At 59.0% G+C, this 22,723-nt stretch carries 20 protein-coding genes; 12 read left to right on the forward strand and 8 right to left on the reverse strand.

Going from position 1 to position 22,723, the window contains the following annotated elements:
• Positions 1-5: 5 nt before the first annotated feature.
• Positions 6-944 (reverse strand): substrate-binding domain-containing protein, encoded by a 939-nt coding sequence (locus ACJJVH_RS27105; protein WP_113435759.1) that lies wholly within the window; start codon positions 942-944, stop codon positions 6-8.
• Positions 945-1,080: 136 nt separating this feature from the next.
• Here ACJJVH_RS27105 and ACJJVH_RS27110 point away from each other — a divergent pair, with 136 nt between their 5' ends.
• Entirely contained in the window at positions 1,081-1,959 is an 879-nt protein-coding gene (locus tag ACJJVH_RS27110) for a MurR/RpiR family transcriptional regulator (RefSeq protein WP_412066643.1), read from the forward strand.
• Between the two features lie 480 nt (positions 1,960-2,439).
• Here ACJJVH_RS27110 and ACJJVH_RS27115 read toward each other — a convergent pair whose 3' ends face one another.
• Positions 2,440-3,183 carry a response regulator transcription factor gene (locus ACJJVH_RS27115; RefSeq protein ID WP_112794977.1) on the reverse strand — a complete coding sequence of 248 codons (744 nt, stop codon included), beginning with the start codon at positions 3,181-3,183 and terminating at the stop codon, positions 2,440-2,442.
• Positions 3,180-4,418 (reverse strand): sensor histidine kinase, encoded by a 1,239-nt coding sequence (locus ACJJVH_RS27120; RefSeq protein WP_112794978.1) that lies wholly within the window; start codon positions 4,416-4,418, stop codon positions 3,180-3,182. Before ACJJVH_RS27120 ends, ACJJVH_RS27115 begins: the two co-directional genes overlap by 4 nt.
• A 298-nt stretch (positions 4,419-4,716) precedes the next feature.
• On the opposite strand from ACJJVH_RS27120, the gene ACJJVH_RS27125 reads away from it, so the two are divergent.
• The 5 genes from ACJJVH_RS27125 to ACJJVH_RS27145 all read left to right on the forward strand — a co-directional run bounded on the left by ACJJVH_RS27125 (position 4,717) and on the right by ACJJVH_RS27145 (position 10,142).
• Complete coding sequence (locus tag ACJJVH_RS27125) at positions 4,717-5,733, forward strand: ABC transporter substrate-binding protein (protein WP_412066644.1); 1,017 nt, start codon at positions 4,717-4,719, stop codon at positions 5,731-5,733.
• A 78-nt stretch (positions 5,734-5,811) separates the two neighbouring features.
• The gene (locus ACJJVH_RS27130; protein ID WP_412066645.1) at positions 5,812-7,299 is read left to right on the forward strand and encodes an ATP-binding cassette domain-containing protein; all 1,488 of its coding nucleotides are present in this window, start codon (positions 5,812-5,814) and stop codon (positions 7,297-7,299) included.
• Positions 7,299-8,240, forward strand: coding sequence for an ABC transporter permease (locus ACJJVH_RS27135; protein ID WP_112794980.1), 942 nt, complete (start codon positions 7,299-7,301; stop codon positions 8,238-8,240). The genes ACJJVH_RS27130 and ACJJVH_RS27135 overlap by 1 nt, the downstream gene beginning before the upstream one ends.
• Positions 8,237-9,187: an ABC transporter permease gene (locus ACJJVH_RS27140; protein ID WP_412066646.1), complete on the forward strand. Its 951-nt coding sequence runs from the start codon at positions 8,237-8,239 to the stop codon at positions 9,185-9,187. Before ACJJVH_RS27135 ends, ACJJVH_RS27140 begins: the two co-directional genes overlap by 4 nt.
• A gap of 34 nt (positions 9,188-9,221) precedes the next feature.
• Positions 9,222-10,142, forward strand: a complete 921-nt coding sequence (locus ACJJVH_RS27145) for an SMP-30/gluconolactonase/LRE family protein (protein WP_412066647.1) — start codon at positions 9,222-9,224, stop codon at positions 10,140-10,142.
• A gap of 298 nt (positions 10,143-10,440) precedes the next feature.
• Here the strand turns inward: ACJJVH_RS27145 and ACJJVH_RS27150 are convergent, their stop codons facing one another.
• The gene (locus ACJJVH_RS27150) at positions 10,441-11,115 is read right to left on the reverse strand and encodes a GntR family transcriptional regulator (RefSeq protein ID WP_113358773.1); all 675 of its coding nucleotides are present in this window, start codon (positions 11,113-11,115) and stop codon (positions 10,441-10,443) included.
• 293 nt (positions 11,116-11,408) lie between these two features.
• Here ACJJVH_RS27150 and ACJJVH_RS27155 point away from each other — a divergent pair, with 293 nt between their 5' ends.
• From ACJJVH_RS27155 to ACJJVH_RS27165, 3 genes are read left to right on the forward strand one after another with little or no spacing between them, the layout of a single operon-like run.
• Entirely contained in the window at positions 11,409-12,659 is a 1,251-nt protein-coding gene (locus tag ACJJVH_RS27155; RefSeq protein WP_113383404.1) for an MFS transporter, read from the forward strand.
• A gap of 25 nt (positions 12,660-12,684) precedes the next feature.
• A complete protein-coding gene (locus ACJJVH_RS27160) occupies positions 12,685-13,452 on the forward strand; it encodes a fumarylacetoacetate hydrolase family protein (RefSeq protein WP_112794985.1) in 768 nt (255 codons plus the stop codon).
• A 13-nt stretch (positions 13,453-13,465) separates the two neighbouring features.
• The gene (locus ACJJVH_RS27165) at positions 13,466-14,176 is read left to right on the forward strand and encodes an aldolase/citrate lyase family protein (RefSeq protein ID WP_112795282.1); all 711 of its coding nucleotides are present in this window, start codon (positions 13,466-13,468) and stop codon (positions 14,174-14,176) included.
• Between the two features lie 409 nt (positions 14,177-14,585).
• Here the strand turns inward: ACJJVH_RS27165 and ACJJVH_RS27170 are convergent, their stop codons facing one another.
• From ACJJVH_RS27170 to ACJJVH_RS27185, 4 genes are all read right to left on the reverse strand, one after another.
• Positions 14,586-16,655 carry a hypothetical protein gene (locus ACJJVH_RS27170; RefSeq protein WP_412066648.1) on the reverse strand — a complete coding sequence of 690 codons (2,070 nt, stop codon included), beginning with the start codon at positions 16,653-16,655 and terminating at the stop codon, positions 14,586-14,588.
• Positions 16,656-17,014: 359 nt separating this feature from the next.
• Entirely contained in the window at positions 17,015-17,290 is a 276-nt protein-coding gene (locus ACJJVH_RS27175; RefSeq protein ID WP_412066649.1) for a hypothetical protein, read from the reverse strand.
• 102 nt (positions 17,291-17,392) lie between these two features.
• Entirely contained in the window at positions 17,393-18,364 is a 972-nt protein-coding gene (locus ACJJVH_RS27180; RefSeq protein WP_412066931.1) for a cation diffusion facilitator family transporter, read from the reverse strand.
• Between the two features lie 85 nt (positions 18,365-18,449).
• Positions 18,450-18,683 carry a hypothetical protein gene (locus ACJJVH_RS27185; protein ID WP_112794988.1) on the reverse strand — a complete coding sequence of 78 codons (234 nt, stop codon included), beginning with the start codon at positions 18,681-18,683 and terminating at the stop codon, positions 18,450-18,452.
• Positions 18,684-19,342: 659 nt separating this feature from the next.
• Here ACJJVH_RS27185 and dnaK point away from each other — a divergent pair.
• The 3 genes from dnaK to ACJJVH_RS27200 all read left to right on the forward strand — a co-directional run bounded on the left by dnaK (position 19,343) and on the right by ACJJVH_RS27200 (position 22,645).
• Positions 19,343-21,241 carry a molecular chaperone DnaK gene (gene dnaK, locus ACJJVH_RS27190; protein ID WP_412066650.1) on the forward strand — a complete coding sequence of 633 codons (1,899 nt, stop codon included), beginning with the start codon at positions 19,343-19,345 and terminating at the stop codon, positions 21,239-21,241.
• Positions 21,242-21,464: 223 nt separating this feature from the next.
• Positions 21,465-22,367, forward strand: a complete 903-nt coding sequence (locus ACJJVH_RS27195) for a J domain-containing protein (protein ID WP_113405256.1) — start codon at positions 21,465-21,467, stop codon at positions 22,365-22,367.
• Positions 22,364-22,645 carry a chaperone modulator CbpM gene (locus ACJJVH_RS27200; protein WP_412066651.1) on the forward strand — a complete coding sequence of 94 codons (282 nt, stop codon included), beginning with the start codon at positions 22,364-22,366 and terminating at the stop codon, positions 22,643-22,645. The genes ACJJVH_RS27195 and ACJJVH_RS27200 overlap by 4 nt, the downstream gene beginning before the upstream one ends.
• Positions 22,646-22,723: the final 78 nt, after the last annotated feature.

The raw sequence follows: 22,723 nt of genomic DNA on the forward strand, positions 1-22,723 counted from the left end.
GGTGGCTATTTGGAGGCCCATCCCTTGTAGTCGGCGACGGTGTCGCGCGTGACGAGCTGCGGTGCGACCAGCATGTTGGGGTCGGCGAGCTTATCGCCATTGATCAACTTGATGCCGGCCTCTACCGCGGCTTCCGCCAGCTTAGACGGAAGCTGCGCCGAGGAGGCGACGATCTGGGTGTGCCCTTTGAGCGCGTCCTCGATATCGGGCGAGCCATCGACCGTCGCGATGGCGATGCCGGTGCGGTTGAGCTGCTTTGTCGCGAGATCGGCGCCGATGGCGGACGGATCGTTGATGGTGAAGATGCCCTGGACGTCGTCGTTCGCCGTCAGCAGGCCGGTCGTGATGTTCAGTCCGCCCTCGCGCGTGCCGACACCGTTCTGGTTGTCGGAGACAATCTTGATGCCCGACTTGTCCTTGAGCACGTCCTTGCAACCGGCGACGCGATCCATTACGCCCGAGACTTGGGGTCCATTGACGATGATCACGTTACCCTTGCCACCGATTTTGTCCGCGAGGTAGCCGCAGGCCTGCTTGCCGGCTGTCACGTTGTCGGTCGTGACGGTTGCCTGCGCGCCATCGGCCGTGTTGTCGATCGCCACGACGGAGATGCCGGCGGCTTCGGCACGCTTGACGGCCGCGCCGATCGCCTTGGAATCGACCGCGGAAACAATAATGAGGTCAACGCCAGCCTGGATGAAGTTGTCGAACTGTGTCGACTGTTTGCCGAGATCGTAGTCGCCGGACACGATGGTCGTCTTGGCTCCGGGCGCCACGGCCTCAATCTTGGTTTCGATGTTCTTCGCGATCGCTCCAAAGAACGGATTGCCCAGGTCGACAACGGTCACGCCGACCGCCTTCAGATCCTTGGCGCTCGCCGGGCTGGCGGCGATGGCGGATACGATGACGCAACTTGCGAGCAGCCGCGATACAAAATGTTTCATATTGTTTCCTCCTCCGGTAAATAAACGGGCTATATTCGGGCGTCCGCTTATAAAAGTCACTATAATGAGACACAAAATGTCCCGCAATAGGTGTCATGTGATTTTTTGAGGGACAATTTGTGTCATGGAGGGCGTGATGGAAATCAACGACGACAGGGAGACAGCAGCCGTTTTCGAAGACGCGGTTGCCTTCGCTGAGCGCGTCGGCGCAGTCAGTCTGTTTCCGGCGGAGGAACGCATCGTCAGAGGATTGATGGCGGTCCCGCCTTACGAGCTTGCCATCATGACGTCCTCGGACCTCTCGCAAGTCTCCGGCGCCAGCCGCTCGAGCATCGATCGTCTGTCGCGCAAGCTCGGCTATCCGGGCCTGAAGGAGATGCGCAAGGCACTCTTGTTGGAAGGCGCCTCACGGGAAGCAAAGGCCGCATCGGGCGAAGGGCAGAACACGGGCCAGATCGCCGATCGGGTGATGCAGGCGATTGCGATGCGCGCACAGGCTTTTTCTCGATCGCTGCAAACCAGTAGTGATCTCGACACGCTCGTAGAACAGATACTCAATGCCCGGCAGATCTGTCTCTTTGGCGCTGGTGAGTCCGCCGCGGTTTGCAGCGCCATTCACCTTCGTCTGGTCCGCCTGGGTTTGCCGATGCAATTCAGCGAGGAGCATCATACGCAAGTGACATTGGCCTCGCTGATGCGGCCCGGGGACTTGGCTATTGCCGTTTCTCATTCCGGAAATACACAGTCGCTTCTATGGGCAACAGGCGCAGCCAAGAATGCCGGGGCAACCGTTGCCGCCATCTGTGGCAGTGTGTCATCCGCGCTTCACAACATGGCTGACATCCGGATTTCGTTGCCAACCGGCATGGGCCTGCCGGGAAGCGCGGAGGTGCTCGGACGCATCATTGCCGTCGGGCTTGCGGAAGTGCTATTCCAATGCGTCGCCGCGGCACGGCCGGATTTGTCTGCTGCCTCCGTTCGCATCGACGATGTGTTTGCTGAAAGGCGTTCATAAGCGAAGCTGCCGCCACAGTCGCGATGATCTTCGACAACGATTTCGGGATGTCCACGCGTCTAATGGATTGTGGGTCCTAACCTTTCCAGGGAAACTTATCCTGCGCTTGCGGTGATACGATTTTTTCGCGAAAAGCTTGTCACTCGAACGGGATCGCATGCCGATTTTGACAGGGCACGAGAATATTCTGGCGCCTAGCAACTGTGTTTATGCAGAGTTCTGGTGCCTCCAGGAAGAGGCGGATTTGAGGATCGCATTTACGATGGCGCATCGAGCACCGCTTTAAGGTCATCATCCGATCCGGTCTGTTTTTGCGCGGGTGCCGCGGGAAAGCGCGAAGGCCGCGATCTGTGCCGGAGGCAGTCGCACGGCATCCACCCAGGCCCCCCGCAAGTTTCTTCCACAGTGCACATTCCTGGCCACCCGTTGCCTCGAAGCCGACCCGTGGCGGGATGGGCACGCTCTGAAGATTCGCAGCCTTCATAGGGGCGGGCAGTCGTGTGGTTGACGTGCAAGCCAGGATGTGAGGTCGGCTTCCGCGCGCTCGAGCGAGCTGTGATTGAGCAGCTTTCTCAAGAATGCCACGGCGACCGCCCGTGCTCTGAGATTTAACCTGCCATCGTCGTCGTGGTTGCCGAGCGGTTGATAGACGCCGAGCTTGATATAGAGTTGTTGCAGTCGGTTCTGTACGCTCCGTACCGAAAGATTGCGTCTTTGAGCGATTGCGCGGTCCGTCAGGCCAAGTGCGATATCGATCAGGATCTCATATTCGGCTTCGGTGAAGCCGTTGACGTTGCCGAGGCTCTTTTGCTGCGTCCCGCGTACTTCGCGATCTATCACGCACTGGCTCTCGATGAAGATGCTGCGGAGCGCCAATTTCAGTCGGTCGTCGGAAGCCGACTTCAGGACGTAGCCGTAGACGGCGCCGACGGGGACGATGCGCGAGACGCCGCGAACATAGGCTTCGTCCGAATAGTTCGACCAGAAGAGAATGCGCGTTTCCGGCCGTTCCTTCCATATGGTGCGCGCGGCTTCGATGCCGTTGCGCTGGCTCATCTGCAGATCCATGACGATATGGGCGGATCTTAGATCACGCGCCAATCGTTCACCCGCGTGACCGTTCTCAGCCTCGAGCACACCGTCACATTCAGGCAGCGCCGCGCGGATCGCCTCGTTGAGGTAAGAGCGATGCAGAGGGTCGTCCTCGATGACCAGAACCTTCATGAAACGACTCCTGTCGCCGGCGGCGCTTTGGCGGGCAGGGCGACGCTGACCAAGGTTCCTCCCGATGCGCCGGCGGGTTTGATTGCGAAGCGCGCGGAGATCAGCCGCGCCCGGGTGCGCATGTTTTCGATGCCGCCGCCCGACGATCTGCGGGCATTTCCAAGCCCGAGGCCATCATCCATGATCTCTATGGTCACCGTACTCTCGGTTGCTTTGAGCTGAACTTGAACATTGCTAGCCTGTGCGTGGCGGATGGCATTGTTGATGGCTTCTTGCGCGATACGAAAGAGAGCGATGGAAACGGGTTGTTCCAGGCAGTCGATCGCTCCGGCGGTCTCGTCGTTCAGCGACCAGGTCAGACTGGCCGCGCTCTCCTGGATCGATCGCTCGAGATGGTTCTCCACCGCCTGGGCGAAGCCGAACAATTGCAGGACGGAGGGTTTGGCCTCCTCGATGATCTGACGGAGGTCATGCATGCTGTGCTGCAAGCCGCGAAACAGCGGCTCGAGCGCTTCGCCCGTGACGTCGGGCTGGCGCGCAAGCCGCTCCAGCCGGCGGGAAAGGCGGGTCAGATCGGCGAGAATCTGGTCATGCAGGTCCATGCCGATGCGCTGGCGTTCAGCCTCCAGAGCCTCCGTCAGTTTCAGGGCGCCAAGCCGCAAACCTTCCTCGCGGGCGCGCGCTTCGGCTTCCACGATTGCCGACCGCTTGGCCTGATCGGCGGCGCGAATCGCGAAGAAATGCGGCGACAAAAGATCGGCGATGACGCGGGCGCTCTCGATATCCTTCATGTCATAGAAGCCGATCTTATGGCTTGAACAGGAGAGCGCGCCGATGACGTGGCCCTGCACCTTGAGGGGAACATGGAGACGGCTATGCAGGGACTGATGAAAGATCGGATGCGAGAAAGCGCCCTGGAAGTGAAATTGCGGATCGCTCCAGGCATCGTCGGTCAGAAGATAGTCGCTTTCGCCCCAAAGCAGCGTACGGATGGGGCTGTTGCTGACCGGGGCGGGAAAACGGCGGCCCCAGTCCGTTTCCATTCCGCTTTCGTAGGCGGTGTGGAATTGCTCGTCCACCATGATGATGCAGACGTCGAGATGGTCGTGCGGGATGACATGGCTGATTTCGGCCGCCACCGCCTGGATAACGGAGTGAAAATCGAGCTGTCCGGCAAGTAGCCTTGAGATGTTGAGATAATGGTCGAAGACCGATTGCGGCGCCAGATCGCGCAAAACACGCCCTCCCAGGCAATGCGCCGGCCTCTTTTCCTCCGGCCGATCGCAGCATGCGAATTCACGACGCCATTAAGCGCCGATCTGATCCGTTCGTCTTGCGGACTTGCGCATTTTTTCTGCGGGATCCCGCAAGGCCGCTCGTCGTAAGCGCCTGTACAAGCCTGACGATCTCAGACATCCTGTTTGTACTGAGAGGGGAACCTTCAGTGCAAATATTATTTTCGATCGTTCGTTGAGGAGCGCGTTCGAAAATCTTGGCCCGGTGATTGAAGAACGGGCTTATTGGGAGGAAAATATGAACATTGCCAAGATGCTTCTGGCATCCGCCGTCATCGCGTGCGTTGTCGTGCCGGGTTCCGCTTTTGCTGATACGTCATCCAAGAAAATTGCATTGTCGAACAACTACGCCGGCAATTCCTGGCGTCAGGCCATGCTCACAAGCTGGCAGAAGGTCACGGGCGAAGCCGTAAAGGCCGGCGTGGTCGCCGCCGCCGATCCGTTTACCACCGCGGAAAACCAGGCGACCGAACAGGCCGCCCAAATTCAGAACATGATCCTGCAGGGCTATGATGCGATCGTCATCGATGCCGCCTCTCCGACCGCGCTGAATGGAGCCATCAAGGAAGCCTGTGATGCGAAGATCGTCGTCGTATCATTCGACGGGATCGTCACGGAACCCTGCGCCTGGCGCATTGCCGTCGACTTCAAGGGCATGGGCGCGAGCCAGATCGAATATCTTGCCAAGAAGATGCCCAAGGGCGGCAACGTGCTTGAAATCCGCGGGCTCGCCGGCGTTTCCGTCGATGACGAGATTTCGGCCGGGATCCATGACGCCGTCGCCAAGTATCCGCAGTTCAAGATCGTGGGTTCGGTTCATGGCGACTGGGCGCAGGACGTTGCGCAGCGCGCGGTTGCCGGTATTCTCCCGAGCCTTCCCGATATCGCTGCAGTCGTAACCCAGGGCGGAGATGGCTATGGCGCCGCCCAGGCATTTGCCGCCGCAAAGCGCCCGATGCCGACGATCGTCATGGGCAACCGGCAAGACGAACTTGCTTGGTGGAAGAAGGAAAAGGACGCGAGCGGCTACGAGACCATGTCGGTCTCCATCGCTCCAGGCGTCTCGACGCTTGCCTTCTGGGTCGCTCAGCAGATCCTCGACGGTCAAGACGTGAAAAAGGATCTGGTGGTTCCGTTCCTGCGCATTGATCAGGATAACCTCGAAACCAATCTCGCCACCACGCAGGCGGGCGGCGTCGCGAACGTCGAATACACGCTCGACGATGCCAAGAAGGTCATTGCTTCGGCCAAATAGTCGATATCAGCCAGCAAGAATGGCCGGTGCCGCTCAACGTGGCGGCACCGGTTGACGCAACGCCCGGCCGGACGATCCATGATTGCAGTCAAAGACAATAGCGCGAGACACAATGCCGAGCGGCACGCGATCGTTTCGGTCAAGGGCGTCAAGGTGCATTTCGGTGCCGTCAAGGCGCTGGATGGCGCCGATCTGATCATTCATGCCGGCGAATGTATCGGTCTTGTCGGTCACAATGGTGCCGGCAAGTCGACGATCGTCAACGTCATCAATGGGGGCCTCAGCCCGCATGAAGGAACGATTTCGTATGAAGGCGATGACAAGGCGCACGGCATTAACGCGGCGCGCGCGCACGGCATTCGCTGCGTTTTCCAGGAGCTCTCGCTTGCTCCCAATCTGACCGTGGTCGAAAATATGCGGGTCGTCCATCACGGTCTTTCCGGCTGGAGCTGGCGCAGACAGGCGGCCACGATCGTGCGCTCTAAACTTGATGAGGTTTTTCCCGGCCACAAGATCGATGTCATGCGCACCGTCGGCGAACTTTCGATCGCCGAACGGCAGATGGTGGAGATTGCGATAACCTTCTGTAGTGTCGGCCAGGCGCCGAGGCTGGTCATTCTGGATGAGCCGACGTCCTCGCTCGATGCAGGGCTGGCCGCACAGCTGATGGCATACGTGCGCCGCTTTGTGGAGGATGGCGGCGCCGTGATGCTGATCTCGCACATTCTTGGCGAGATCCTTTCGACGGCAAGCCGCATTCTGGTCATGAAGGACGGTCGTGTAGTGGCTGATCGGGCAGCTCGGGATTTTGCCGTCCATAGTCTTGTTCAGGCAATGGGAAGTGTCGTCAAGGAGCAAGACCGCAAGCGCAGGCCGGAAGAGCGCGCCGCAATCGCTCCCATTCTCGCCTTGCCGGCGCGCGGCGGCAACGGTCTTGCCTTCGAAATCCGCAAGGGAGAAGTGATTGGTCTTGCCGGTCTTGCCGGTCACGGCCAGACCGAGATGCTGCTTGAATTGCATCGAGCCTTGTCAAGCAACTGGCTGCCCGGCAGGCGTGACAGGATTACGTTCGTTGCCGGCGATCGCAGCCTGAACGGGACTTTCCCTTTATGGAGCATCCTCAAGAATCTCAGCATCGCATCGCTCGGTGACCTGTCGAAGATGTCGCTGGTCAACAGACAACGGGAGGAGCGTCTGGGCGCGGATTGGAAAGGACGGATCGAAATCCGTACGCCAGCGATGGGGAACGGCATCTTGTCGTTGTCCGGCGGTAATCAGCAAAAGGTTCTGTTCGCCCGCGCGCTCGCGACGACCTCGCCGATCGTGCTGATGGATGATCCCATGCGCGGTGTCGATATCGGCACCAAGCAGGAAGTTTATCGCATCCTCAACGACGAGGCTTCTGGCGGCCGGACATTCATGTGGTACTCCACCGAAATGGACGAGATCCGCCTTTGCGACCGCGCCTACGTCTTTCGTGACGGGGCCATCGTCGCGGAACTCGTTGGCGATGAGATCACGGAGGAAAATGTGCTGGCAGCCTCTTTTGCCGGGGAGGGCGCCTGATGCGTCCATCATCCGCCACCCTGCGCCTGCTGATCCCGGCCCTGTCGCTGGCCGTCCTGCTCATTGCGGTCTTCTATCTTCAGCCTCGCGCCATGAGCTATCTCGGCCTCAACCTGCTTTTTAATCTCGCTGTGCCGATTGCGCTCGCGACGATCGCACAGATGATGATCATGTCGGTCAACGATCTCGATCTGTCGATGGGCACGTTCGTCAGTTTCACCGCTTGCGTAGCTGCGACCTATCTTCAGTCGACCCCGCTTTTGGGCGTCCTCATTCTCGTTGCGGCGATCGCCGTCTACGCGGCCATGGGCGTCATCATCTACATCAGGGATCTGCCCTCTATCGTCGTCACCCTCGGCATGAGTTTCGTCTGGGGCGGCCTTGCCGTGCTGCTGCTGCCCGCGCCGGGCGGCGCGGCGCCCGACTGGGCTCGCTGGCTGATGACATCCAAACCGCCGCTCGTACCGATGGCGATCGTTGCCAGTGTCGTCATTGCGCTGATTTCCCACTTGCTCGTCATGCGTTCGTCCTTCGGCGTGCTGATCCGCGGGGTCGGCGGCAACCAACGCTCGCTTCAACGCGCCGGCTGGTCCGTCGTCACTCTGCGTGCGGCGGCCTACGCGCTCGCCGGGCTCTTCGCGGTCCTCTCGGGCATCGCGCTGGTCGGACTTACTACCTCGGCGGACGCGAATATCGCGCTGCGTTACACGCTGCTGTCGATCGCCGGCGTCATTCTCGGCGGCGGCGAATTCATCGGCGGTCGCGTATCTCCGGTCGGAGCCGTCATCGGCGCCTTGACGTTGACGCTGGCAGGCTCGTTTCTGTCATTCCTGCGGATCTCGCCGGATTGGCAGATCGGTGCGCAAGGCGCCATTCTCATCGTCGTGCTTGCCCTGCGGCTCTTGCTCAACCGTGTCGAGAAGCGGGAGAAACACTCATGACGGTTCTTCGCGCGCTTGGCCGCAAGCCCTGGATATGGTCATTCTTGGCCACCATCATCGTCTGGCTCGTGACCGTATTCTTTACCGGTGGAGCAAGCTTGATTGGCCTTTCGCAGGCCGCCCTGACCTTTGCGGCCTTCTCTGTGATCGTCGGCATCGGGCAGATGTTCGTCATCACGCTCGGTCCGGGCAACATCGATCTTTCCGTGCCGGCCACCATGACGCTTGCGGGGACCTTGGCGCTGAAACTGATGAACGTCGAGGACGGCCTGATCATGCCCGGTCTGCTCGTGTCGATCCTCATCGGCCTTGGCATCGGGATCGGCAATTACGCACTCATCAAGCTCTTGCGCATCCCGCCGATCATCGCGACGTTGTCGATGAGCTTCATCATCCAGTCGACGGCAATTTGGAGTAATCGCGGCCTGCGCATCAAACCGCCCGAACAGCTGGCTGATTTCACGACCTCAAGTTTCCTCGGGGTGCCGAATGTGGCGATCGTCGCGCTGGTACTCTCCGCACTAGGCTGGCTGCTGTTGGAGCGGACGATCTATGGCAGGTGGATTTCAGCCATCGGGCAAAGCATGTTTGCCGCGAAAATGGCAGGCATTCCCGTCGATGGAACGCGACTTGCGACCTATGTGCTTTGCGCGATCCTGGCCTCGATCTGCGGTTATCTTCTTGCCAGCTTTTCCGGTGGCGCTGCCTTGAACATGGGCGCCGAATATCTGCTGATGTCGATTGCGGTCGTCATCATCGGTGGAACGGCGGTGGCCGGCGGCGATTCGAATGTGCCCGGCATATGGGGCGCTTCGCTCTTCATGTTCCTCGTTGTCTCGATGCTCAACACATATGGCTTCGGCGCCGGCCCGCGGCTGGTTCTCACCGGCCTCATCATCATCGCCGTTATTCTGATCGCAGGTGGCCGCCCAGCCGGCGGACGCTGACACTGTTCCCCCAGCAGTTTTTAGGACATCCGTAATGCCGAACGACGCATCCCCTCTCTATGAAATCTATGATATACGCTTCCGCAACCTTGTCGTTCCGAGCGCTGGGCTGGAGGAGCTTTATTCCGATTGCCGTTGGGCGGAAGGTCCCGTCTGGTTTGCCGATAGTGGAAGCCTGATATGGAGCGATATTCCCAATGAGCGCATGTTGCGCTGGGTGCCAGGCGGCGGCGTGTCGATTTTTCGGGCGCCGTCCAATTTTTCCAACGGCAACACGCGCGACTGCCAGGGGCGCTTGGTATCATGCGAACATGGTACCCGCCGGGTGACGCGCACGGAAATCGACGGCTCGATCACGGTTCTTGCGGACAGCTATAAGGGTAAGCGCCTGAACTCGCCCAATGATGTCGTCGTTCGTTCAGACGGAACCATCTGGTTTACCGACCCGACCTACGGCATCCTATCCAATTACGAGGGATACAGGGCCGAACCGGAGCAGGCGAGCCGCAATGTCTACCGGCTCGATCCTTCGACGGGTGAACTGGACGTCGTGATCGAGGATTTCCGCCAGCCGAACGGGCTGGCCTTCTCTCCCGACGAGACAAGGCTTTACGTTGCCGATTCCGCTGCCAGCCATGACATCGAAGCCCCGAGGCATATTCGCGTCTTCGATGTCGTGGATGGAAAGAAGCTCGCAAACGGTCGCGTCTTCTGCGACATCGATACCGGCATTCCCGACGGCTTTCGCGCCGATGTGGACGGCAATATCTGGACGAGCGCCGGCGACGGCGTCCATTGCTTCGCCGCCGATGGTACTTTGATCGGCAAGGTCAAGATACCGCAGACCGTGGCCAATCTTACCTTCGGTGGCCCCCGCCGCAATCAGCTGTTCATCACCGCCACGCGATCACTCTATCGGGTTTACACGACGGCAACAGGCGCTCAGGTGCCGTGAATAGTCCGTTCTAGCAGGACTTGGTAGGCCCAGCCGATGGCGCTACACCGCGCCGCGGCTGGAGTCGGCTCAGCGAAGGCCCGCGAAAGTCGCCGGGACACGAAAACGCGCACCTGCCGTATTAAAAAAGGCGGAAAAGCTGGCGCGACGAATAAAGGCCCCGACTGTAGCCATACAGAAGCAAGGCTACCATCACGCCGGGAATGATACGGATATGCCGAAGCGGTGACCGGTATCGAGCTGCGGCTATCGCCTTTTGGAGCGGCGTTGGCTTGAGCCGCTCCGACCACCGATGCGGTCAGCGGCTGCCCTTGTGGTCCTTTTCGAGAAATTCGAGGTAGGCATCGCGCCTCGCCTTGATGTGATTGACGCATACTTCCGCGAGCGCCCAGGAGTCGTTCCCACTCAGGAGGCTCAGAATGAGGCGATGATCCGCGATCGCCCTTTGCCTGTCCGCCTTGTCGCCAAGGCTGTTGGCGCGAACCGGGAAGGTGACATGCAAAAGGTCGGCAATCATGTTGCAAAGATGCGCATTGCCGCAGAGCGCGAAGACGCCTCTGTGAAATTCGCTGTTGATGTCCTGCATGCCGCGCAAATCTCCTGTCTCGACAGCCGTCTCGTAGCGAGATTCGATTTCTTCGAGCTTTTCGATCTCACTCTGCGCGACGGGCAGCCTGATGCGCAAGGCCGCATGTCGCTGCAGAACTTCGCGGACCTCATGTAGCTCCTTCACCTCGGCGGCGCTGAAGGTGCGCACGCGTGCGCCGCGGTTGAGCTCGCGGATGACGATGCCATCATGCTCGAGCAAAGCCAGAGCCGCGCGAACGATATGCCTGGATACTCCGAAGCGGGCGAGCAGTCTTTCTTCCCTGAGCGCCGCCCCAGGTTCTATGCGCCCGAAAATAATGTCCTCCTCGATGCAACGCGCCACGCGCGTAGTCTCGGATTGCTGATCTGCGGTGGGATCTCGCATGCGGCCCTCAATTTGATGTTTCTACGACACCCTAATCTCTGCCCAGCGAAAGTCCAATTGCAATTTTGTCGACATTTTTGCGATAATACGCGCTTGACCAAGGGATATTTCGACGTATTGTCGACAATACGTTGGGAGGAACGAAGTTCATGCAACCAAATTACGATGTCGACGACACAACCCGCCATGCCTCGCCCGAGTCGCGATGCCGATCTTCTGCGGGCCACGCAAGCAAGGGCTTTAGTGGAAGGGCCTCGAAGCGCATCCGGTTCCGGCAGCGGAGCGCGCTTGCAATGCTCGTGGCCGCCGGCATGATCAACTATATCGACAGGGCCGCACTATCGATCGGAAGCCCGCTGATCCGCGACGAGTTCGGTCTATCCATCGCCGACATGGGTCTGCTTCTGTCGGTCTTCCTCTGGGCTTATTCCTTCACTCAATTGCCGGTCGGTGGCCTGGTCGATCGCTTCGGTCCACGCAAGATGCTGGGCCTCGGTCTGTTTGTATGGTCGGTTGCGCAGGCAGCCAGCGCGCTGACAACCGGATTCATGTCGTTCGCTGCCACGCGCGCAGTACTAGGCATTGGCGAATCACCACAATTCTCGTCGTGCATTCGCGTGGTCCGCGATTGGTATAATGTCCGCGAACGCGGGTTGCCGACCGGTCTTTTCGCCGGATCGTCCGCATTGGGTACGGCGATTGCTGGGCCGATCCTGACTTTCCTGATGCTGCAATTCGGATGGCGATGGATGTTCGCCATCATGGGGCTACTTGGCATCTTTCTCGCGATCGTCTGGTATATGTTCTACCGCGATGTCGACACGGCGGCACTGACTGAGGACGAAGTCGAGTATCTCTCCGCTGGGGAGAGCAGGGAGTCGCCCCACAAACCATCGCTTGCCGAGTGGCTTCGTCTCATGCGGCTATCACCGACCTGGGGCGTTGTGCTGGGTTTCGTAGGAACCACTTACCTCAGCTGGCTTTACACCGCCTGGCTCCCATCCTACCTTTCGATCGACCGCCATCTCAGCCTTCCCAAGACCGGCATTCTGGTAGCCATTCCCTTCCTTTGTTCGATGGGTGGTACGGTTTCCGGCGGCCTGTTCACTCAGTGGCTGATCCTGCGAAAGATTTCCCCGCTCATGAGCGTCAAGGTGACTGCGGCCGGCGGTACTCTGGGAATGTCGATATTCACGATCTTTGCAGCTGAGGTCAGCAGCACTCCCGTTGCAATAACATGCCTGTCGATCGCAATGTTTCTGGGTGGCATATCCTTGACGAATGCCTGGACCATGATCGGTGTCGTGGCTCCGAGAGCCTATGTCGGTTCGCTTGCTGGCATGAAGAATTTCGTCGGATATCTCGGAGGCGCCATGGCGCCGACGGTCACCGGCTTCATCGTCCAATCGACTGGTTCGTTCGAACCGGCGCTTATCACGGCTGCGGTCATCGGTGTGAGTTCGGCATTCATCTATTTCTTCGGCGTCCGACGAACGATCGATGCAAGCGAAATCACCGGCGTCTCGTCTCCGTCCGGGAAATGACGTGGCATAAACAAACGGAAAAACAGTGTCTTCGAAAACATCCGAACTGCTGAATCTGCTGACCGACGCGCGCCACGACCGCGCGCCGATCAGCCAACTACCGCATGACCTCGTTCCCGACAGCATCGAGAAGGCCTATGCCGTCCAGGATGCGGTCGCCGAGCGGGAAACAAGCTACGGCTGGAAAGTGGGCTTCCCCAGGAATGGGGACGAACGTCGATGCGCCCCCTTGGTCGGCCAAGGGCTCTACACCGCACCCTGCGTCTTGTCCGCCGCCGCGCTTGGCGCAGACAGCGTCGAGGTGGAAATAGCCGTCGTCCTCGGGGCCGATCTTCCTCCGCGCGCCAAGCCCTATACGTCGTCCACCGTCGAAGCCAGCATCGGATCGCTTCGGTTGGCATACGAACTCGTGGGATCGCGTTTTGTCGACCGTATGTCGATCACGCCCCTGACGGCCATCGCCGACTGCCAGAGCAATGCTGCGACCGTGCTCGGTGCGCCGGTAAAGCAATGGCAGGCTATCGATATCTCAAGGCTCGCGATTGGCCTCATGGTCGACGGCGACGAGATTGCCGCCTGCAAAGGCGGTCCGTCGAAGGCCGACCTGCTGGAGCAGCTTGCATGGCTTGCCAACCATGCTGCGGCGCGGCACCGGCCGCTGAAAGAAGGCGACGTCATTATCACCGGCGCCAGGATCGGTCCTCTTCCCCTGCCGGCCAAGGGGCTGATGAAGGCGGTCGCCAACGGCTATCCGACCCTCGAACTGACTTTGACAGCGGATCAACCATTCTGATTGGAGCATGACCATGAACGGAGCGAAGTTGCGCGCGAGGCTGCAGGCCGGCGAAGCGATCACGATGTACAATACCCACCATGCCTCCACCGGCCTCGCCGCCCGGCTGGTGGAACTGGGTGCCGATTCTGTCTTCGTCGACTGCGAACACGGAACCTGGAGCTTCGAGGATGTACGCATGACCGGGCAGATCGTCCGGTCGGTCGGCGGCGCGGCGATCATACGGCCGCATTCGCATGAGCGTCCGATCATCATCCGCTATCTCAACGCCGGCGCCGACGGTATCATGGTGCCGATGGTCGACAACGCCGACCAGGCGCGCGCCATTGTCGATGCGGTGCGCTATGCGCTGCCTTCCGATTATGGGAAACGCCTCGTGGTTGCGATGATCGAGACACAGGAGGCGATCGCAAACCTCGACGAGATGCTGAAGGTCGAGGGTATCGACGTTTTCTTTATCGGGCCCGGCGATCTTTCGCAGGACATGGGTTATCCGCCAGCTCCGCCCTTCGGCGAACCCCGCCCTGCCGTCGTCATGGAAAAGGTTGCAATCGCGGTCGAGAAGATCCGGGCGGCCGGCAAGGTGGCTGGCACGCTGGTGACAGCCGAGGAACTGCCGCATTGGCTGGAAAAGGGCGTCCAGTATTTCTATGTCCACACGGACCCGTTCCTGCGCCGCGGGATTGCAAGCGTCAAGAAGACGCTATCGAAGGAGGTGGTCTGAATGGCTTCCCCGCTGTTTATTCCCACCGTCCGGCGCGTTCGTGACCGGCTCCTAGAGCAGTTCCTCGTTTCACGGAATCGATGAACCGCTCTATCCCTTTGTTTTTACGCGATTCCGGACGGAAAACCGCTGCGCACTTTTCCTGGAATTGCTCTAGCACAAGACATCGGCCTGGCTCTTGCCAGGGATGTGGCGGGACACGGCGCCAAGTGGTGCTGACCGGCCGCGACTGACCAAGCTGGACGACCTTCTCCAGCAGTCAGAAGCTGCTGCTGGCCGTTGTTTCAACCTCCGACTTCGACGTCACCTATAGCGATACCTTGAAGGAGAACATCGATACAATCCGGAGCCAGATCGAGCCGATCGATATCCTCATGCAGTTCCCGAGATTTGCGGCGGCGAGAAACGTTCAGCGCGCCTTCCGTTTTCGCCATCGCTCGACGAGCTGTCGGGTTTCCCTGTCCTTGGCCATCTTCGAATAATAGAGGACCCAGGGCATGGATAACCAGAAATCGAGCCGATCCGGAGCGTGAAGCATGCGGTTGAGTATGGCTGCGCGATAATAGAACGCGCGTGCATTTTCATAGGCGTCATAACCGCCGGTGCCGACACCGCTTGGGAGCCATTCCTGTTCGATCATGGTGGCAAGCACGTCATCGTCCTCCGGATGATGGATCAGAAAGAACAGGAGCTGACTGCAGCGCGCGCGTGAAAAATGCTCGAGTCCTTCCAGAAACCAGTCGGCTCCGGGGTGAACGTTGGAATAGAGATGAATCGCATAGGCTCGCATCGCGCTGACGAGACCTTTTCGCCATCGCGCATGGCGATCGCCATAGTCGGCCAGGGCCAGATGCGTCTCGATCGACGGGCGCTCCGAGAAGACCAGGCCGATGGTGGCCGGCAAATCGGGCAACTCGAAATGCCGCGCGGCGGCCTGCCGGCAATCCTGCCGGTCAAACATGGCGAGCATGGCGAAAACCTTGTCGGCCTTGGTTTGCGGCAGGCCGGATACGCGCGCGAATAGCTCTTCCGCATAGCCGGCCTTCAACAGCCGCCAGGCAAAGTTCACGGCGTCGCCATGGCCTTGATCATACACCATCGGCTCGAAGGCCTGCTTATAAACGAACTTGCCCTCGATCCATTCACGGCGGATCGGATTGGGATGATGATCCGCGATGATGAAAACGGCACGGTCGAGATCGAACGTTGCGGGATTGTGCCCGACCTCCCAGCAGAACCGCGCGATGGCCGGTGCGGCCCATGTGCTGCGATGATCGAGGCTGGGAGCCGGAAAGAGCAAGCTGAGCGGAATGGCGTCGGCCAGAAACTGCGCGCGTGAGCGAGGCCAGACAGATGCGTCAAAGGCTTCCTTTGCTGCAATATCGAAGTCGCCGTCCGAGGCGTGGCCGAACAGGCGGCGTGCGCACACCACTGGATCTCCCGGCTGGATTAGACGTTGGGATAGCCAGCACCGCTTTCGCTTTCTGGATTCCAGCGTCTCCTCGCGAAGCGCGCACAGCGGATTGACCTCGGCGTTGTCCACCGGAAACGGTTGCCGACGAACGTAAACGTCGAGGAAGGTCTGGTAGGCGGGTGTCTCCGCTAAGGGGGCCAGCCATTCGTTCTGACGGGTATCCTGCGTCCAGGCCATTTGCCTGGCGCTTTCCAGGTCGAAACGCCAAGTCGTATAGTAGCCCTGCTGTACCATAGCGCGGGCAAGCGCAAGAGCTTCATCGAAGCGGCCGAGCGTTGCGAGGACGCACACGGCGTTGAATTCGAGATGACCGCTGTTTGCAAGCTCGATACTCTCTTGTGGGCCGAGCAATCCGCGGCGTTCGAGGACTGGCAGTGCTCGTCCGGGCTGCTCGGTGAGAAGCGCGTTGAGAACGAGGCACTCGTCGAAGTCGTAAGTGCTTCCCAAATATCGGTCGGGTTTGAAATTGGCCAGAATCTCATCCTGGCGGTCCAGCAGCCAGTTGCGCTCGATCGAAAACGGGCCATAGGCTTCCATCGCCGGGTGGGAAAGGAGGGGTTTCAGGACAGGATCCTCTGGAATGTCCCAGCGCGGACTGCGGCGAAGCACCTTGTCGATCCACAGGACGACCGAAAATGCCGATGCTTGGTCGCCGAGGGTGAGAAAGGCGCGAATAGCCGAAAGATGGAGGTAAGGAAACGCACCAACGAGATCGCTGAAATTGCTGCCGCGGACATAAACTCGGCGCTGCGGCGCGAAGAGATCGGCGATACGCTCATAGATTGCCTCGACCTCAGCGGGCCTGCCGGATCGGATCAGAGCACCGGCCATCATGGCGGTGACGAGGCCGACGAGAGGATGCGGCCTTTTTTCCTCGCCGACCACACCCGCAAGTGGCTGCGGGTCGCCGCTCAACGCCACAAGAGCTTCGTCAGGGTCCGATGAAGTCAGGCACGCCATCACCCAGGCGGCACATGTATCGATCTGAAAATCCGATTCCTGCATGGTTCCTTGCGATGGCATTTGCCAAATGTGTTCGAACTCATCATCGCTGTTCGTGGTGAAATTCCCGCAGACGGTCTAAAGACCCTGGTCATGCTATTGCACGTAGAAAGCTCCTATACCGATCCGCTTTCAGCCCTTACAAGTCATCTGCGGGCTGAGCTTACCCCCAAAAGGCATTGAATACGATTGCCGGGAGTTGCATGCGGAATAGAATTCAAACACGTTTTACGCCTTTCGAGTTTTCCGACAGTCTGACCAAAACCTGCTACTCCAGCGGAGCTGATTTCTCTAATTCGCCCCTATCGGTCAAGCATTGGCAGCGCTCGGGCGTTTTGTGGCTGCCGCATGGCTGGGGTAGGTTAGCCACTCACGTCATGATTGGAAGCAACCGTCAGGAATTCGGCGGGGTGAAGACGTTGCGAATATTCGAGCTGGCGCAGCTCGCCGGCAAGTGAAATCGAGACGTTCGAATCTTTCGCGCGAATTGACCGCAAGGATTTCAAATCCGCCTTGAAATCGGCGATCGGGAGTTTCGCCGCTGCAAGCCATGCAGTTGTTGGAAGCAATGAACGTGCCAGTTGCAATGCATGTAAAAACAGCATGTTGAGTTTGGTGATAAAGCGGGAAATGGACACCTTGTTCGAACCTTTCGGGACAAGATGTCGGATGAACAAGTGGAAAGAAGATCAGATTCCCGGTGATGATCGAGGGAATAAGGCCAATCGAGGTGCCCATTCTTATGGTGGCGTAGCTGGAAACAGATAGTTGCCGAACCGCTTCCTGCGAGCACTTTCGAACTGCTCGAGCGTTTGCGGTTTGACAAACAAAGCGACAACCTCCGGATGCGCGGCGCGGACCTTCTCCTCGATCGTGGCTACGCATTCTTCGATCTGCTCCGTCAATAGGGTAGGATCGAATTCAATACTAAGCGCGACCATCGCCTGATCGGGAGCGAGCTGTGCCGTCAGTGCGCTGTTTGCATGCACCACGCCATGTTGTTCCTGAGCAATGTTGCAAATAGCCTCGACCAGAGCGGGGGTTGCGCGTTCCCCTATGAGCAGGCTTTTGCTCTCGGCCGCCAAAAGGATTGCCGTTATCGCCAGAACAATGCCGATCAGGATCGAGGCTACTCCGTCCAGCACTGGCATCTGAAGCTTCTTGGCTGTGGCAATTCCGATCATGGCAATCGCAATGCCCATCAAGGCGGCACTGTCTTCGAACAACACCATGAATGCGGGCGGATCCTTGCTTTGGCGGAATGCTTTCCAGAAATTCAGGCTGCCACGCGCCTTTGCGAAAGCCCGCCAGCCGACAACCCAGGACGCGCTCTCGAACATGAATGAAAGAATCAGAACGATATAGCTGATCCGCGCATATTCGACTGGTTGCGGAGCCAGCACATGCCGTATGCCTTGGTAGACCGAAACGCTGGCGCCAAGCGCAAACAGCAGCAAGGCGACAATGAAACTCCAGAAGTATAATTCACGGCCGAAACCAAAGGGATGGATGACATCCGGCTTTCGAACGGCACGATGATACCCATAAAGAATAAGTGCTTCGTTGCCGCAGTCGACGACGGAGTGCACAGCCTCACTGAACATTGCGGCGCTGCCGGTGATGACAGCTGCAGCGAGCTTCGTTACTGCGACGGCGACGTTGCCGGCCAATGCTGCATAGACGGCCGTTCGAGCGGAATGCCGTCCCTGGATGCGCGGATCGGAAACTGCTGTGGACACCGCCGCCTCCTATAAAAAAGTCGACGCCGGCAAAATCACATCAACTGATCGAATGGCATTAGTCCATGTCACGGAATGCATGTCCGGCCGTGGCCACTCCCTCGATAACACTCGGTGGCAGGAGGTCCGCTGCGTCGGTGCCGTCAAAAATCCACTCCTTTGGATCGGCAAAATCTGGAAGACTTGCTCCGGCACGCACGTAGAGACCGATGGCGGGCTTTTTTTCGTTGACGTAAAGATCATATTCTTGCACGGGATCTCCTCCTCCTTTGCAACCCAATTCAAAACTCATGCAGATCCGCTGCCGACACGGATCGCCATTGCTAAAGGCTGGCGTCGTCCAGCTTGATCGTTGCAACGACATTGAAGCAACGGCCGTGCCAGTTCTAAAAGACCAGCGTAATCAATTGGCTGCTGTTATGAGGCATTTGACTCGCGACATTATGTCGATGGGTTCCGGACAAGATGTCCAAGCTTGGGAGCATGCTTGTCGGATCCATTCGTGCCTGTCCGGAGTATCGGATCGGAAACGGATTCCTTTTCCAATTCAAGATATGCATGGTATATTCGCCGCGATTGCTGGACGTTGCTACAGGCCCAATGGAAGCAACCGCATATCTGCCAGTTTTGACAGCGCCACTCCTGAAAAGTCAGGAGTGGCGCCGGACATTTTGTCCGACGGGCGCGGGACATCCTGTCTGAGAAATTCGACAAATCGCCTCTAAACTATTGATATTCATGACTATCAGAAACTGGCACGACTGTTGCTCCTCGCTTCGGCAATACCAGTTCCTCGCCTGAAATCCTGACGGCGGCGGAGGCCGATCCGGACGAGCGCCCGTTGGGTCTTGAAGGATCGCTGCCTGTGCGAGCTGGCAAAGGGGTGATCCCGGACGGATGGCTGTGCGGGGCGCGACATCAAATCCGAGAAGAAAGCAGAGGAGTAATACGGTGAGTAAAGTTATCGGAATCGATCTGGGTACGACCAACTCCTGCGTTGCTGTGATAGACGGCAAGAACACGCGAATTATCGAGAACTCGGAAGGTGCGCGAACCACGCCCTCGATCGTCGCCTTCACCAGCGACGGCGAACGGCTGGTTGGCCAGCCTGCGCGCAGACAAGCCGTCACCAACCCCACCAACACGATCTTCGCCGTGAAGCGTCTCATAGGCCGCCGTTACGACGACCCCACGGTCGAAAAAGACAAGGGCCTCGTTCCCTATAAAATCGTCAGGGCGGGCAATGGTGACGCATGGGTCGAGGCGGAAGGCAAGACCTACTCACCGTCCCAGATTTCCGCCTTCATCCTGCAGAAAATGAAGGAAACCGCCGAAGCGAACCTCGGGGAGAAGGTGACGCAGGCCGTCATTACGGTTCCCGCCTATTTCAACGACGCCCAGCGCCAGGCAACCAAGGACGCCGGCAAGATCGCGGGGCTTGAGGTCCTGCGTATCATCAACGAGCCGACGGCTGCCGCGCTGGCATATGGGCTTGAGAAGAAGAAGCAAGCGAAGATCGCCGTCTACGACCTCGGCGGCGGCACGTTCGACATTTCCATCCTCGATATCGGGGACGGCGTCTTCGAGGTGAAGTCGACGAATGGCGATACGTTCCTCGGCGGCGAGGACTTCGACATGCGTCTCGTCGAATATCTCTGCTCGGAGTTCAAGAAGGAGCAGGGTATCGATCTGAAAACCGACAAGCTCGCACTGCAACGCCTGAAGGAGGCGGCCGAGAAGGCGAAGATCGAGCTTTCGACAACGACGCAGACCGAAATCAACCTTCCTTTCATCACCGCCGACGCGACGGGACCGAAGCATCTGCAGGTCAAGATTACGCGCGCCAAGTTCGAATCCCTGGTCGAGGATCTGGTGCAGCGGACGATCGAACCCTGCCTCAGCGCCTTGAAGGATGCCGGCCTGACGGCCAAGGAGGTCAGCGAGGTCGTGCTGGTCGGCGGCATGACCAGAATGCCGAAAATCCAGGAGGTCGTCGAAAAGATCTTCGGCAAGGAGCCTCACAAGGGCGTGAACCCCGATGAAGTTGTTGCCGTAGGCGCTGCGATCCAGGCGGGCGTGTTGCAGGGCGACGTCAAGGACGTGCTGCTTCTCGACGTCACGCCGCTGTCGCTCGGACTGGAAACCTTGGGCGGCGTCTTTACACGCCTCATCGAGCGAAACACGACTGTACCCGCACGCAAGAGCCAGATCTTCTCCACCGCCGAGGACAACCAGAATGCAGTCACGATTCGCGTCTTCCAGGGCGAGCGTGAACTGGCGGCAGACAACAAGCTGCTCGGCCAGTTCGATCTGATGGGAATTCCTGCGGCACCGCGGGGCACTCCGCAGATCGAGGTCACGTTCGACATCGATGCCAACGGTATCGTCAACGTCTCGGCCAAGGATAAGGGCACCGGCAAGGAACAGCGCATCCAGATCCAGGCTTCCGGCGGTCTCTCCGAGGCCGATATCGAAAGAATGGTCAAGGATGCCGAAATCCATGCCGGCGAGGACAAGAAGCGAAGGGAAACCATCGAGGCCAAAAACGCCGGCGATGCCCTTATCCACGAAACGGAGAAAACTCTGGCCGAGCACGGTGCAAAACTCGCAGATGCCGATCGCCGGGCGATTGAAGATGCCGTGTCGAACCTCCGCGAGGCATTGAAAGGCAATGATGGCGAGGCGATCGCAGCCAAGGTCAATGCGCTCCAGCAGGCCAGCATGAAACTGGCCGAAGCCGTCTACTCGCAATCTCAACAGTCTGAACCGGCCTCACCGGCTTCCGGGAATGACGATGTCGTCGATGCGGAATTCACCGAACTCGACGACGACCAGAAGAAAGCGAATTGAGATGGATGGGGCGGAGCCTGGCAATCCGCCCCTCGATCGTCCCTCGCATAATCGCGGCGAGATCCAGCCACAGGTGCTGCGTCTGGCTGGACTTGCAGCGATTTTCCCGAGGGGAAATGATGGCCCTCTCTTCTTTATGCTTGTCCCGCCGCGTGATGAAGCCTGGATTTCCGACGGAACTTTCAGTCGAAAATTGGTAACTCAATCATATCCGGAGTAAGACGTGAAAAATCCCTATGAGGTTCTTGGGGTCAGCCCGACCGCCTCCGCATCGGATATTCAGTCCGCATATCGCAAGCTTGCGAAAAAGCTGCATCCCGACCTGAATCCCGGCGATAAATCCGCCGAAGACAAGTTCAAGGAGGTTGCCGCCGCCTATGATCTTGTCGGTGATGCAGACAAGCGGAAGCGCTTCGATGCCGGCGAGATCGATGAGACCGGTGCGGAGCGACCGCAGCATCACTACTACAGGGATTTCGCGCATTCCGATGGCGGTCACCCCTATATGGACACGTCCGGCTTTGCGGACTTCATGGATTCCGACGATGCCTTCGCGGAACTGCTCAGGCGCGGTCAGCGCAGCCGGGCAAATCGCCGCGGTGAGGATTTGCATTACACGCTCCCCATATCTTTCGTTGAATCGATCACCGGTGCCAATAAGCGCCTGACGCTGCCGGGCGGAGGCACCCTTGACGTCACCATCCCGGCTGGCCTCGTCGACGGCAAGATCCTTCGTCTCAAGGGCAAGGGGGCTCCCGGTGCGGGAAAGGGCGGGCCTGGCGACGCCCTCATTCAGGTGGAGGTTCTCCCTGATCCGCGCTTCCAGCGCGACGGTGACAACATATCGATAGAATTGCCGATTTCGCTCAACGAGGCCGTGCTCGGTGGAAAGATACGCGTGCCGACACCCACCGGCGATGTGTCCATGTCGATCCCAAAAGGATCGAACACGGGGACAACGCTGCGCCTTCGCGGCAAGGGAGCCCCGCAGCGGAGAGGAGGGCATGGCGACGAATTCGTCAAGCTCAAGATCGTCTTGCCAAAGCACCCGGACACGGAGCTTGAGACCTTCGTGTCGAACTGGGCGGCTGGACGAGACTTCAACCCACGCGAGGACAGGTCATGATCATCACGAAGAAGGAGTTTCTCGCTCGGTCGGGTCTCAAGGTGAAGACGCTGGAACTATGGATCGAGCAGGAATGGGTCATCCCGCAGGACACGCCGTCGGGACCGGGCTTTTCGGATACCGATGTCGCCCGGGTCCATCTCATTCGCGACCTGACGGAAAAAGTCGGCGCGAACGATGCCGGGGTCGACCTCATCCTGCATCTGCTCGACCAGCTACACGGCATGCGGCGTGCCTTCGAGCAGTTGCAATCTCATCTGAAGGATAAGCAGCTCTAAGGCTTGAGTTGAAACTGTTGACAGCATCCCTCAAGCGGGATGCTTTGGGGGCACGGCAATGCGCAATCGTCGGTATGA

Origin of the sequence: Rhizobium sp. SYY.PMSO (genome assembly GCF_046840415.1) — a bacterium.
Classification (GTDB): domain Bacteria; phylum Pseudomonadota; class Alphaproteobacteria; order Rhizobiales; family Rhizobiaceae; genus Rhizobium.